This window comes from Mesorhizobium prunaredense (genome assembly GCF_900156895.1).
Classification (GTDB): Bacteria; Pseudomonadota; Alphaproteobacteria; order Rhizobiales; family Rhizobiaceae; genus Mesorhizobium; species Mesorhizobium prunaredense.
The window spans coordinates 641333-654723 of sequence record NZ_FTPD01000045.1 but is presented as its reverse complement, the minus strand read 5'-3'; the positions used below and the strand labels follow the sequence as shown (position 1 = coordinate 654723).

11 protein-coding genes and 1 pseudogene are annotated in these 13391 nt (G+C 63.6%); 1 reads left to right on the top strand and 11 read right to left on the bottom strand.

Translation table 11 applies throughout. The annotated features are described in order from the left end of the window. Window positions 1-59: 59 nt before the first annotated feature. The 5 genes and pseudogenes from BQ8794_RS26925 to BQ8794_RS35765 form a co-directional block, all read right to left on the bottom strand. Entirely contained in the window at window positions 60-1565 is a 1506-nt protein-coding gene (locus BQ8794_RS26925) for a peptidoglycan DD-metalloendopeptidase family protein (RefSeq protein ID WP_077381584.1), read from the bottom strand. A gap of 199 nt (window positions 1566-1764) precedes the next feature. Then, window positions 1765-2430 (bottom strand): protein-L-isoaspartate(D-aspartate) O-methyltransferase, encoded by a 666-nt coding sequence (locus BQ8794_RS26920; protein ID WP_174654529.1) that lies wholly within the window; start codon window positions 2428-2430, stop codon window positions 1765-1767. Continuing rightward, entirely contained in the window at window positions 2427-3185 is a 759-nt protein-coding gene (gene surE / locus BQ8794_RS26915; protein ID WP_077381583.1) for a 5'/3'-nucleotidase SurE, read from the bottom strand. The genes BQ8794_RS26920 and surE overlap by 4 nt, the downstream gene beginning before the upstream one ends. Next, window positions 3185-4354, bottom strand: a complete 1170-nt coding sequence (gene serS, locus BQ8794_RS35770) for a serine--tRNA ligase (protein ID WP_483189063.1) — start codon at window positions 4352-4354, stop codon at window positions 3185-3187. The genes surE and serS overlap by 1 nt, the downstream gene beginning before the upstream one ends. A gap of 47 nt (window positions 4355-4401) precedes the next feature. Then, window positions 4402-5656, bottom strand: a pseudogene (locus BQ8794_RS35765) (ISNCY family transposase); the annotation flags it as partial. Window positions 5657-5993: 337 nt separating this feature from the next. On the opposite strand from BQ8794_RS35765, the gene BQ8794_RS26905 reads away from it, so the two are divergent. Next, window positions 5994-6851 (top strand): alpha/beta hydrolase family protein, encoded by an 858-nt coding sequence (locus BQ8794_RS26905; protein ID WP_077381582.1) that lies wholly within the window; start codon window positions 5994-5996, stop codon window positions 6849-6851. Window positions 6852-6911: 60 nt separating this feature from the next. Here the strand turns inward: BQ8794_RS26905 and BQ8794_RS26900 are convergent, their stop codons facing one another. The 6 genes from BQ8794_RS26900 to BQ8794_RS26870 form a co-directional block, all read right to left on the bottom strand. Then, entirely contained in the window at window positions 6912-7811 is a 900-nt protein-coding gene (locus tag BQ8794_RS26900; protein ID WP_077381581.1) for a proline iminopeptidase-family hydrolase, read from the bottom strand. 296 nt (window positions 7812-8107) lie between these two features. Next, complete coding sequence (locus BQ8794_RS26895; protein WP_077381580.1) at window positions 8108-9004, bottom strand: arginase family protein; 897 nt, start codon at window positions 9002-9004, stop codon at window positions 8108-8110. Window positions 9005-9566: 562 nt separating this feature from the next. Next, window positions 9567-10646: an ABC transporter ATP-binding protein gene (locus BQ8794_RS26885; RefSeq protein WP_077381578.1), complete on the bottom strand. Its 1080-nt coding sequence runs from the start codon at window positions 10644-10646 to the stop codon at window positions 9567-9569. Continuing rightward, entirely contained in the window at window positions 10643-11443 is an 801-nt protein-coding gene (locus tag BQ8794_RS26880) for an ABC transporter permease (protein ID WP_077381577.1), read from the bottom strand. The genes BQ8794_RS26885 and BQ8794_RS26880 overlap by 4 nt, the downstream gene beginning before the upstream one ends. A gap of 1 nt (window position 11444) precedes the next feature. After that, window positions 11445-12305, bottom strand: coding sequence for an ABC transporter permease (locus tag BQ8794_RS26875; RefSeq protein ID WP_077381576.1), 861 nt, complete (start codon window positions 12303-12305; stop codon window positions 11445-11447). A 69-nt stretch (window positions 12306-12374) separates the two neighbouring features. Beyond that, a complete protein-coding gene (locus BQ8794_RS26870; protein WP_077381575.1) occupies window positions 12375-13379 on the bottom strand; it encodes an ABC transporter substrate-binding protein in 1005 nt (334 codons plus the stop codon). Between the last annotated feature and the right edge of the window lie 12 nt (window positions 13380-13391).

Sequence of the window (13391 nt, the reverse complement as noted above, 5' to 3'; positions counted from 1 at the left end):
GGACCGCAATCGCTTTTCTTGTTCTACTCTATTCAAGATAGGTCGAAGGATCGTCTTGCCTACTCCAGATAGGTCGAAGGATCGACCGGCGCCGAATTCTTGCGCACTTCGAAATGCAGTTTCGGCGAGTCGGTGGTGCCGCTCATGCCGGACTGCGCGATTTCCTGGCCGCGCTTGACCTTCTGGCCGCGCTGGACCTCGATCGAACGGGCGTGGCCATAGACTGTGACCAAACCGTTCTCGTGGCGCACCAGCACCGTATTGCCGAATTCCTTGAGGCCATCGCCGGCATAGATGACGACGCCGTTCTCGGCCGCCTTGACTGGCGTTCCTTCCGGCACGGCGATGTCGACACCGTCCTTGCCGCCGCCGAAACTGGAGATCACGCGACCGCGCACCGGCCAACGCATCTTGCCGATACCGGTGGCGTTCGGCGCGACTGCACCGTCGTCCTCGGCCTGCTGGATGACCTTTTCCTTCTTCGGCGGCGTGTAGGCGGCGAGCGTTTCCGACGGCGTGGTCTTTGCCGCAGGCGGGGTGGTGGCAGTCGTTACCGGATCGACCTTTGCCGGCTTGGCATTTGCCACCGTCGCGGTGCCGCCGGTCGGCACCTTCAATGTCTGGCCGATCTTGAGCAGACCGTCCTGCATACCGTTCGCCTGCTTCAACGCAACCACGCCGACGCCGGTCTTCCTGGCGATGGCCGACAGCGTATCACCCTGCTGGACGGTGTAGGAGCCACCGGCACCAGCCGCCTTGGGTGCGGTATCCTTCGGCTGGCTTGCTGCGGCCGATGCTTCCACCTGCGCGGCGGACTTGCCCTCCTTGAGCTTGGGCTGCTGCGGCAGCACGGCGACCATCTCCGGCGCCTTGGCCGGCACATCGTGTTTTGTGTCGTTCGCAGGCTTGGCGTCGGCAAGCTTCGGCGCCGGTTTCTTGCCCGAATAGGCATAGGCCGGGATGACGATCTTCTGGCCGGTCTTCAGCCCGTTGGTCGCGCTTAGCCCATTGACCTTCATAAGCGCGTCGGCGGGCACGCCGTAGCGCCGCGACAGGCCGGAAATGGTCTCGCCTTCCTTGACGATGATCTCGGTGGCACGCGGCTCGCCGCCCGCCGTCGCCATGCGCGGAGCATCGGGCCGTGACTCTTTGAACGGCTTTGCCACAGTTCCGGTCGCAGTCCGGTCGACCCGGGGAGCGGCTGGCGCCGAATCGGTGCGGGCCGGACTGGCGGCGGGCGCCGACGCAGTGGCCGGCTGCGCCTGCTCGACCGGCGGCAATTGCTGTGTCGTGACCGGCTCGAGGCTTGAACGGCTTACCGACTGGCTGTGGCTGCCGTCGAGCGGCGCGGCTGAAACCGCGGCGGCATCGCCGGGATAAGGCTGGGCGGCGTCCTGCTTGTCGATGATGGCGCGCTGGTTGTTTGTCGACGACGTGAAGACGTCATCGACGCTGTTGAACCGCGAGACCTGGGAACTGCATCCCGCCGCGGTGCCCGCAACCATCAGGACGGCGATACCCCGCGCCAGGTTGCGTCCGTTTGCCTTCAAAATACTGAATTGCATCGCATTTACCCGCAGATACCCGGTACAGACTGACCGTGATTAAAGCGCGTTAATGTTACCGGCCGGTTAAACCTCTAGAATCAGACGCAAATTTTCTTAAAATATTTAAAGCTGCTCGGACGGGGCGCGATTCAGCTCAGGTAAGCCGGAGACGGACCAGACAGGTGAGTTGCGGGCATCACCTGAATATCGACAGATCCTAGATGACGGCGGCTACGCTGCGCAGGATCGGCTGCAGGCGTACGAGACCGATGTCCTCGCGTTCGAAGCGGCTGCCGACCTTGGTCAGTTTGGCCAGCACCTGCTCGCCCTCCTCGGGTCCGATCGGGGCGATGACGATGCCGCCGCTCGACAATTGATCGAGCAGGAAGCGCGGCAGGCTGTCGAAGGCCGCCCATGCGACGATACGGTCGAACGGCGCTTCATTGGCCAGTCCGTTGGAGCCGTCCGCCTGGCGCACGATGACATTGCCGATGCCGAGCGCCTCGAAGCGCTGTTTGGCCTGCTCGACCAGCGTCTTGTAGCGATCGATGGTGACGACGCGCGCGGCGAGCCGCGACATCACCGCCGCCGTGTAGCCTGACCCGGTGCCGATCTCGAGCACCCTGTTGCCCGGTTCGATGGCAAGTGCTGCGATCACCGCGGCTTGCAGATCGGCGCCCTCGATCGCCTCGCCGCATTCGATCGGCAGCATGCGGTCCGACCAGGCGATCGGATGGGACTGTGCGGAAAGGAAGCCGCGCCGCGGCGTCGCCTCGAAGGCGGCGATCAGCGCCTTCGGCACCACGCCCTTGCCACGCAGGCGGAGCAGGAAAGCGGCGAAGCCTTCGCGGTCATCGACTGTCGGACCATGGTTCAGGTTCATGCGAGCGCCTTGGTCAGTTGATCGCGAATTTCGTGCGCTGTGAGATCGAGCTGCAGCGGCGTCACCGACACCAGCCGGTTGCGCATGGCATAGAGATCAGTGCCTTGCTTGCCCTCGACCGGCTCGCGGCCGAAGCGCAGCCAGTAATAGGGAAGCCCGCGGCCGTCGCGGCGCTCGTCGACCCACAGGCTATGGACGAGCTTGCCTTGCGAGGTGACCACCGTGCCGGCGACCTCTTCTGGCGCGCAATTCGGAAAATTGACGTTGAGCAGCACGCCATCCGGCAGCGGCATGGCGACCAGCTTTTTGAGCAGCGCCGGCGCCAGCGCCTCGGTGGTCTCGTAAGGAACGACGCGATCCTCGCCGAGATAGGAATAAGCCTGGCTGAGCGCGATCGAGCGCACGCCGAGCAGCGCGCCTTCCATGGCGCCGGCAACGGTGCCCGAATAGGTGACGTCGTCGGCGATGTTGGCGCCGGAATTGACGCCGGACAGGATCAGGTCTGGTGCTGCGGGCAGGATTTTTTTCACGCCCATGATGACGCAGTCGGTCGGCGTGCCGCGCACGGCAAAGTGCTTTTCGCCGATCTTTCTCAGACGCAGCGGCTCCGAGATCGACAGCGAATGCGCATAGCCGGACTGATCCTGCTCCGGCGCCACCACCCAGACATCGTCCGACAGCGTGCGGGCGATGCGTTCGAGCGATGCGAGGCCCTCGGCATGGATGCCGTCATCATTGGTCAGGAGGATGCGCATTATCTCGATTCGATCTTTTCCAGACCGCCCATGTAAGGCCGAAGCGCTTCAGGAATGGTTACGCTGCTATCCTCATTCTGGTAGTTTTCGATGACCGCAATAAGGGCGCGGCCGACGGCGGTGCCGGAACCGTTCAGCGTGTGGACGAAGCGGTTGCCCTTGCCGTCCTTGTCCTTGTAGCGGGCATCCATGCGCCGCGCCTGGAAATCGCCACAGACCGAGCAGGACGAAATCTCGCGATAGGCGTTCTGGCCCGGCAGCCAGACCTCGATGTCATAGGTCTTGCGCGCGCCAAAGCCCATGTCGCCGGTGCACAGTGTCACGGTGCGGAACGGCAGGCCGAGCCGCTTCAACACTTCCTCAGCGCATTCGGTCATCCGCTCGTGCTCGGCAAGCGAGGACTCCTGGTCGGTGATCGACACCAATTCGACCTTGTAGAACTGGTGCTGGCGCAGCATGCCACGCGTGTCACGCCCGGCCGAGCCCGCTTCCGAGCGGAAGCACGAGGTCAGCGCGGTATAGCGCAGCGGCAGTTTTTCATGCGGCGTGATGTCTTCGCGCACGAGATTGGTCAGCGGCACTTCGGCGGTGGGAATGAGGCCAAGCCTGCCGTCCCCACGCGGGGCGAAGAACAGATCCTCCTCGAACTTCGGCAGTTGCCCGGTGCCGAAAAGAGCTTCGTCGCGCACCATCAGCGGCGGCTGGATCTCCTCGTAGCCATGCTCGGTCGTATGCAGGTCCAGCATGAACTGGCCGAGCGCGCGCTCCATCCGTGCCAGTCCGCCCTTGAGCACCGTGAACCGCGAACCGGACAGTTTCGCCGCCCGCTCAAAATCCATCATGCCGAGCGCTTCGCCGATCTCGAAATGCTCCTTCACCCAGTTCGGGCGGGCCGGCACCTTGCCGACGGTGCGCTTGACGACGTTGTCGTGCTCGTCCTTGCCGACCGGCACATCGTCGAGCGGCACGTTGGGCAGCACCGCCAATGCGTCGTTCAGCGCCTTGTCGAGCTCGCGTTCGCGCGCCTCGCCGTTCTGGATGAAGGCCTTGATCTCGCCGACCTCGGCTTTCAGTCTTTCGGCAAGGGCGGCGTCGCCCGAGCGCATGGCGTTGCCGATTTCTCTCGAGGCTGCGTTGCGGCGCTCCTGCCTAGTCTGCAACTCGGTCAGATGTTCGCGCCGCGCCTCGTCCCTGGCGATCAGATCTTGGAGTGTCGACCGCGCCAGGTGGCGGCCCAGGCCAAAAGCGCGCTTCAAACATGAGACGCCGGCCTCGATGCCGGCACGGAAGTTGCGCAGCTTGCGATACACCCAGCGGCTCTTGACCATGTCCTCGATCTTGATGCCGCATTTTTTGTGGAAGGCCATGTCCTTCACGCCCCAAGCCTTGGCCTGGATCAGATTGGCGCGGCTGGCATAGCCGCCATCGGCGGCCGCCTGACGTGGCGGCTCGCCATATCGGTCGAAGTGGCGCTGAAGCATCGGCAGCAACCGCTCGCTGTCGGCCGGATTGCCGGCTTCGACGATGAGGTCGAGAACCATGCCGCTCCTGCCCGTCGTCAGGTTGAGCTTGTGGCCATAATGGACATCGCGGCCGCCCTTGACGATGATGTCGGCATGCGGTTCGAACAGGCTGACCAGCTTCTCGGCGGCCGGCACCGCCTCGCCGGCCAGCACCCGCCGCTCGGTCTGGGCGATGATCTGCTCGATCAGCGGTCGATAGTGGCGCAGTTGCTCCTGCCAGACGATAACGTCCAGATCAGCCGCCGGGGTCAGCCGCTCCGCCGCCTGTCGGAGATAGCCCAGTGTCGTGCGAGTGATCCCGAGCAATTCGCGATAGAGTTGAACCCGTTTCGGGCGGCCGCGGCTGTATTGGATCGCCCGCGCCCGCTTCTTGGCCGCGCGGCAGTGATCGTGCCAGGAAAGCGCGCCGCTGCCCAATTTATCCGCCTGCCGCAGCAGGCGAACCATCACCCGTACGGCGTCCCACAACAGGCTGCTGTCGCTCGGCTCGTGGATGAGGGCTGCGGTGACGGTGCTGTCCACACGTATCACCCTGCCGCTTTCCAGCTTCTCGTGGCGGGCGCTCGAAAGCAGCACCTCGTTGATGTCTTCCCAGGTCGAGGCCCGGATCGCGCTGATCGTCTTGTGCAGGACCGACTTCTTCGGGCTCCATCCCCATGGCAGCCGGGCAAACGCCCCGAACGAGGCGGAGTCCTCCAGGTGGAAAGCCAGTTCCTGGTAGCTGAGCTGGCGATGCTGCTTGAGCAGCGCGCAGCGCAGCACCGCCTCCGCCGGCAGGCCCTCGCGGCCGGTCTCCTTGACCCCGTGCCGGCGCAGGTCGGCGGCCACCAGCTCGGTCAGGTGACGCTGCTCGTCCAGCCAATCGGACATGCCCTTCAGCTCACGGCCGATCTCGTGTCCGGCGAAAAGATCGAATACACTGGCTTGGACGGTGCGTTCTTGGCGCATTGTCGGCTCCGGGGGTGACAGAAAACGCTTTGGAATCAGTGGTATGATGCCAAAGTGTATCTGAAACCGCCGGAGCTTTCCTGCGGAAAACTACGATTCCTCAAGTAATTTCAACAACTTGCCGTTTATGGACGGACACTAGCTAAGCGGACGCTGGATGTTGCCAAGCGCGAAAAGATGCTCTCGGAACTCAGCGAGATCGTCTTCAATGCGTTGCCCTGATTCCGATGCACCGTGAGGTCCTCGTCGTGGCTGCCCGGAAGACCTTCAGTTCACGACGCGAGCCGACCAGTATACGCTGGCCATAAATTCCAAGACTGGCTGAGGAGTTGTAGACTTGACCAGCATCGCCACGGGATTCGCGGATCGCGGCCGCGCTGCATACGATCTTGGCGCGACCGCCATCTTTGCTTCCAAATCAGACCCACGCTTCCATTATTGTCTGTATGTGCCGCCTGCGGTGGGGGAAGGCGCCAAAGTCGATCTGCTGGTCGCCGTTCATGGTACAGGCCGTACCTCGTTCCTGGGTTTCCGCGACGCGTTCGCCGAGTTCGGACGCTGGAACGACTGCGCCATTTTGTGCCCGCTGTTCCCAATCGGCGTTCTCGGCGACGACGCCCGCAGCGGATACAAATACATGATCGAGGGCGACATCCGCTACGATCAGGTGCTGCTCGCCATAGTCGAGGAAGTCGTTGCCAAATATCGTCAGGACTGGACCCGCTTCGCCATGTTCGGATTTTCCGGCGGCGGGCATTTCACCCATCGCTTCGCCATCCTCCATCCCGACAGGCTATGGGCGGCTTCGATCGGTGCGCCGGGCTCGGTGACCTTGCTCGATGCCGCGCGGGACTGGTGGGTGGGCATTCGTGACCTGCCGGAGAAGTTCGGCATCAGCTTCGACGCCACGGCGCTGGCAAAAGTACCTGTCCAGATGGTCGTCGGCGATGCCGACCTGGAGACCTGGGAAATCACCCACGCCCAGGGCAGCAGCCATTGGATGCCGGGCGCCAACGATGCCGGGCGAACGCGGCCGGAACGCCTTAGGACGTTGTGTCGATCGTTCGAGGAAGCGGGTGTGCGCGTGCGCTTCGATTTGCTGCCAGGCATATCCCACGAACGCGACGCGGTTCTCGATGCGGTCAAGGATTTCCTGGCCCAGGCGCTCAAGGAGCGACGGAACGCATCAGGATGAATGCAATGGCCAAGCCCCGCACCGACAAGCTTGCGCAAGGATAGCCTGTTGCGGCGGGCCTCAATCGTATTTGGCGACAAAGCGTCCGACGGCGGCGAGGCAATCGTCCTTCTCCTCGACATGCGGCATATGGCTGGAATTCGGGAAGACAATGCCTTCCACGTCCGGGATGCGATCGAGAAAGGGCTGGACGCAGGCCTCGGTCGCTTCGTCGTAAAATCCGCGGAACGCCAGCGTCGGCGCCTCGATCAGATGCAGGCGGTCGACGATGGTCCAGTTCCGCATGGTGCCGATGACGTGGAATTCATTGGGTCCGTTCATGGTGTGATAAACCGTCGGATCCGCGTCGATTGCCGCGAATGTCCGGGCGACCTCCCGCGGCGTCGGAAGGACACGGCAGACGTGGCGGTCATAGAAGGCTTTGGTTGCTGCAACATAATCCGGGTGATCGGTGGTCCCGGCTGCCTCGTGCCGGTCAAGCGCGTTTTGCACATCGGCCGGCAGTCCGGCGCGCAATTGCAGCGCGCCTTCCACCCATAGCGCCATCGAGGCCAGAGAATTGGCCAGGATCAATGCCTTGAGCCCGGCCGGGCGTCGCACGGCGTGCTCTGCCGAGAGTATGCCGCCCCAGGACTGGCCGAGCAGGGCGTAGCGGTCGCCAATGCCAATGTGAGCGAGCAGCGCATCGAGTTCGCCCAAAAAGAAATCGACGGTCCAGAAGTCGCCGCCCTTGTCGGGCAGATGGGTCGATTTGCCGTTGCCGATCTGATCGTAGTGGATGACCGCCCGCCCGGTATCGGCAAGCTCCTTGAACGAATCGACATAGTCGTGGGTGCAACCCGGCCCGCCGTGAGCGACGACCAATGGCAGCTTGCCCGATTTGAGATTTCCGATCACGCGGTACCAGGTGCGGTAGCCCCTGTAATCGCTGAATCCTTCGGTGGTCGCATGTGCAGTCACAGTTCCAAGCTCCGCGTCATGGCGCGGCAGGAACCGAGTGACGGACCCTCCCAAGCCTTGTTTGCGGCCGACGGTACTAAGCCGCCCGGCGCATTTACAGCTAGCACTATTAATAGGTTTGCCCTGTCAGGGGGCGCTGGCCCTCAGGTGGAGAGCCTCAATGCTCCGGCTCGAAACGGTCGCCTGGTTGCTTGCCATCATCCAGGCGGCGGGCAAGGCGCGGGGTTCTCGTTCGGCGGACAGGTGGTTGCATGTGACGCTTCAACGCCACCCGATAGCCGCTAGCTCCCGTCCGCTCAAGCGGGCGCGGCTGTGCCGAGCGCTGCGGCCAGGACATCAGCGAGGCCACGTCCGGCGCTGCCGTCCTCGTCGAGGCGCGGATTGTAGATGGTGACCTCGAGTCCGACCGCCTTTCCGCTCGCCAGGATGATGCGGAGCGCCGCCGACAGCTCGTCCCACGAGAGCCCGCCCGGTACGCGGAAATCGACCGCCGGCATGATCGCATCGTCGAGACAATCGGCGTCGAGATGGATGAAGAAGCCATCGAGTTCCCCCCGCGTCAGCTGGCCAACGGCGGCCCGAGCGGCGGTTTCGACGCCCAGGCGGCGGATGGCGTGCAGATCGTAGGCGATGAGCTCGGCCGGCAAAGGCTGGCTGCCGAATTTGGCCTGGTCCTGGTGGTCGCGAAATGCGAAGGCGACGGCGTCCTCGGGGCGCACCAACGGGCGGCGGCCCTCCAGGTCGGTCAGCAGCGCCGGCCCGTAGCCGGTGACGAAGGCAAGGTCCATGGACGCGCCTTCGCTGTTGGGCTCCGCTTCCGGCTGGAAGAAGTCGGCGTGGCCGTCGATGAAGCACAGGCCGTAGCGGCCGCGCCGGCGCAGCGCGAGCATCGGACCCAGCAAGATCGTACAGTCGCCGCCCAGCACCACTGGGAATTCGCCAGCGTCCAGCACCTCCTCCACGGCGTCGGCGAGCTTGGGCGACCACGCCGCGATCGCGTTGGCATTCAGCGTCAGGGTGGCGGGGTCGGGCTTCGGGTCCTTCGGCGGGACGGCAAGCCGCCCGGCGCGGCGCGCATGAATGCGTTCGGCGAGGCCCAGTTCCAGCAGCCGACCGGGCAAGGCTTCAACGCCGTCGGTCGCCAGACCCAGCGAGGACGGCGCTTCAAGGATGGCATAGGGGCGGGTCGGCATCAGATGCTCCAGCTATCGCGAGAAAGAACCGGCGCAACGCCGGCGGTTTTCTGTTACTGAGCGCTGCGCTCGAGGCTGTCGGTCTGGCGGCCGCATAAGTGACGCTTTGCGGCCAAAAAACTCAACTCGCAGCCGACGTAGCCTCGGTAGGCAACATCCCAAATTGCGCTCCAGCCCGCCACGCTCTTCGACGTTATTTCCAGCGCGGCCGACGGCGTTTTCTCGTCAATTCGATCGCGCTGGTTTCGCCGGAGATCGCACCACTCGGCCAATTGATACCGAAAGTGGACAAAGCCGAGGAAATTTCAACCCGCCCAATTCCGTTTTGAAGCCAACGCGCACGCGGCCGGCGCCATGCCATCCGCAATGTCGGCGACAAGCCAGCTCGCGTGCTCGTCTTCTGCGCGCCGAGTTGCGGTCTTGATCAGATGTTCGCAGAATTGGACGCCGCGACCGCCGCCGGCACGCTGGAGATGGCGAAGGTCGTGGCCATCGCCGCCAAGTACGGCGTCACCATCGAGGCGCCGGCTGAGCCGCCGCGCTGAGGTCGAACGATCGTCTGTCAGGCCGGAAACAGAAATGCGGCGGCGGGATCGAAAAAAATCTGCTGTCCGCGCACGGCGATGCCTTCCTGTGCTTGCGCCATGTCGGAAGTCGGCCTGACGTCGATCTCCTGGCCGGCGGCCGTGCGCGCGATGACGCGCCTCCGCTCGCCGAAGAAGGCGGTGTCGATGAATTCGACCGCAAGCCCGGCAGTGGCCGTGCCGGGTCTCAGCCGAAACGCTTCCGGCCGCACCATCAGCCTGGTCTTCTGGCCATGGCTGAACTCCCGATCGTTCCTGACGCCGGAGACGACCGTGCCATCGGCGAGGCGGATCGTGGCGGAGCCTCTGACGGTTTCAAGATGCTCGGCCGGCAGGAAATTGGAATTTCCGATGAAGCTGGCCACGAATTCGCTCGCAGGTCTCAGATAGAGGTCCTCACCGCTGCCGATCTGCTCGATGCGCCCGTCCCGAAACAGCGCGATGCGATCCGAAAGATGCAGGGCCTCGTCCTGATCGTGGGTGACGTAAAGGATCGTTACGCCGGTTTCGCGATGGATGCGCCGTATCTCGGCCTGGATTTCCTCGCGCAGCTTCTTGTCGAGCGCCGAGAGCGGCTCGTCCATCAGGAGGATCGGCGGATCGTAGGCGAGCGCCCTGGCAAGCGCCACGCGCTGCTGCTGTCCGCCGGAAAGCGCGCCAGGATATCGGCCGCCGAAGCTCTCGAGCCGCACCAGCGACAGCATCTCGGCGACTTTTCGGTTCACCTCGGCGTCCGGCCGGCGGCGCACGCGCAACGGAAAGGCAACGTTCTCGGCGACGGTGAGATGCTGGAACAGCGTGTAGCGCTGGAACACCATGCCGATGTTGCGCTTGTGCGACGGCACCGGCAGCAGCGACCTGCCTTCGAGAAGAACGTCGCCGGATGTCGGATGCTGAAAGCCGGCTATCGCGTAGAGCGTCGTCGACTTGCCAGAGCCGGAAGGGCCGAGAAAGGTCAGAAATTGGCCCTTGGGTATATCGATCGTGACATCGTGCACGGCGACGAAGCTGCCGAACGCCTTGCGCAGGTCGCGAATGGAGAGGAACGGTTCGGTCATTTCGACAATTTCCGCCGAATGAGTGCGGTTACGATCATCAGGCTCAGCGTCAGAAGAACCAGAAGGCTGGAGGCCGCAGCGATGACCGGGCTGAGATCCTGGCGCAGGCTGCCCCAGATCTTGACCGGCAAGGTCTGCAAGGTGGGGCTGGCCATGAAGATCGCGACCACCACCTCGTCCCACGAGGCGAGGAAGGCAAAGATCGCCGCCGAAAAAATCCCGATCTTGATCGCCGGCAAGGTGACCCGGAGTTTTGCTTCGAATGGGCTTGCGCCGCAGACGATCGCCGCATCCTCGATGGTTTTGTCGAACCCTTCGAGTGCCGCGGTGATGGGAATGATGGCGAAGGGCAGTGCCAGGACCGTGTGGGCGATGACGAAGCCCGCCGTGGTGCCGCCGAGCCCGATCCGCAGGAAGAATGCATAGATGGCGATGGCGAAGACCACGACCGGCAGCACCATTGGCGTCAACAGCAGGCCGCGAAGCGTGTTGCGCCCGCGAAACTGTCCCCGGACCAGGGCGAAAGAAGCCAGCAGCCCGATGACGACAGCAAGAATTGCGGCCATGGTGGCAATGCGCGCGCTGGTCAGCGCCGCTTCGAGCCAGGCCGGATCGGCGAAGAGCTCCTCATACCATTTCAGCGTCCAGCTTGGTGGCGGAAAAGCCAGCCACCGCGACGAGCCGAACGACAAAAGCACGATGAAAACCACCGGCAGCAGCAGAAACGCCGCGACCAGGCCGGTGAAACCCAGAAGTGCTGCACGCAGCCAGCCCAGCCGGTCGTAGTCGAGCAGCATCTCAGATGCCTCCTGTCATGCGCTTGGCGCCGACGAGGCGCAGCTGCAGCGCGTAGAGCGCCATGGTGACCAAAAGCAGGATGAAAGCCGCCGCGCTTCCGAGCCCCCAGTTGAGCAAGGACTGGATCATCTGGGCGATCATTGCGGCGAGCATCATGTTGGAGGTGCCGCCGAGCAGCGTCGGCGTCACGAAATAGCCGAGCGACATGACGAAAACCATCAGGCCGCCTGCAGCGATTCCCGGGAGCGACAAGGGCAGCAGGATGCGGCGGAAGGCGTCGAAGGGGCTCGCACCGCACAGGGCGGCGGCGCGCAGCGTCATCGGATCGATGGCGCGCAGGGTTCCGACCAGCGGCAGTATCATGAAGGGCAGCATGATATAGACCATGCCGATGGTGACGCCGGTCAGGTTGTTGATCAGCGGCAGCGGCTGGCTGATCAGGCCAATATCCATCAGCGTCCGGTTGATGACGCCGGTGCGTTGAAGCAGCACCATCCAGGCATAGGTGCGGGTGAGCAGATTGGTCCACATCGACAGGATGATGATGCCGAAGACGATCGAGCCGAGGGCAGGCGGCATGATCGCCAGCATCCAGGCGACCGGAAACGCCACGATCACGGTGACGGCGGTGACGACGGTGGCGACCAGAAAGGTGTTCAAGAAGACCCGCGCATAGGTGCCGTCGCCAAACAGGGTGGCGTAGTTCTGCAGGCCCGGTACAGGTTCGGTTACGCTGCGCAACAGCAACGCGACGACCGGCACCACGAAGAACAGGGTGATGAGGGTCAGCGCTGGCAAGGCGCCGCCGACGCCATCTGGCCTTCGGAGGATTGGCTGTCGATGAAGCAAATTGCCCGACATGGCGATGATCCCGGCAGCTCAGGCGGGACGCCTGGCGACGCCCCGCCGGTTCATGGGTGAGGTCGGCTTCTATTTGGCCTGCCAGGCGTACCAGCGCTCCGCGATCTTATCGCGGTTTTCAGCCCAGTAGTTCATGTCGAGGTTGATCTGCCCGTCGACATAGGCGTCCGGCAGCGACTTGACGACATCGGCCGGCATTTCGGCCTTGGCTGCCGTGTTGATGGGGGCGTAGCCGCTTGCTTCAGCAAACATGGCCTGACTTTTCGGGCTTGTCGCAGCGGCCAGGAATTTCATGGCGCTCGCCTTGTTCTTCGAACCCTTGGGAATGACGAGCACGTCGGCGGCGGTCATGTTCTGATTCCAGGATACGCCGACATCGGCGCCTTCCTGCTCGAGGGCGAAGACTCGTCCGTTCCAGAGCTGCCCGAAGGCCGCCTCACCGGAGGCGATCAGCTGCTGCGACTGCGCGCCGCTGTCCCACCAGACGATTTCCGATTTGATCGTGTCGAGTTTCTTGAACGCCCGGTCGAGGTCGAGCGGATAGAGCTTGTCTGCAGGCACGCCGTCGGCCAACAGCGCAATCTCGATGACGCCCGGCGCCGACCATTTATAGAAGGTGCGCTTGCCGGGAAATTTCGTCAGGTCGAACATGTCGGCCCAGCCCGCCGGTTCGCCCGACACCGCGCCTTTGTTCCAGGCAAGAACGAAGGAGTAGTAGAAGCTCCCGACCGCATGCTCGGTGGTGAAGCGAGGATCGAGATCGGCTTTCGGCACGACGTTGAAATCGATCGGCTCGAGCAGGCCGTCCTTGGCCGCTTTGATGGCGAAATCCATTTCGACATCGACGACGTCCCAGGCGACGCTGCCGCCTTCCACCATGGCCTTCAGCTTGCCGTAGTCGGTCGGGCCGTCCTGCAGGACCTTGATGCCGGAACTCGCTTCGAACGGAGCAGCCCAGGATTTGGTCTGCGCCTCCTGCGTGGTTCCGCCCCAGCTGGTGAACACCATTTCATCGGCGTGCGCGGCAGTGGCTGCCAGGAGTCCGGCCAAGATGCCGGTCAAAATCAGTTTCATGTCATTCTCCTC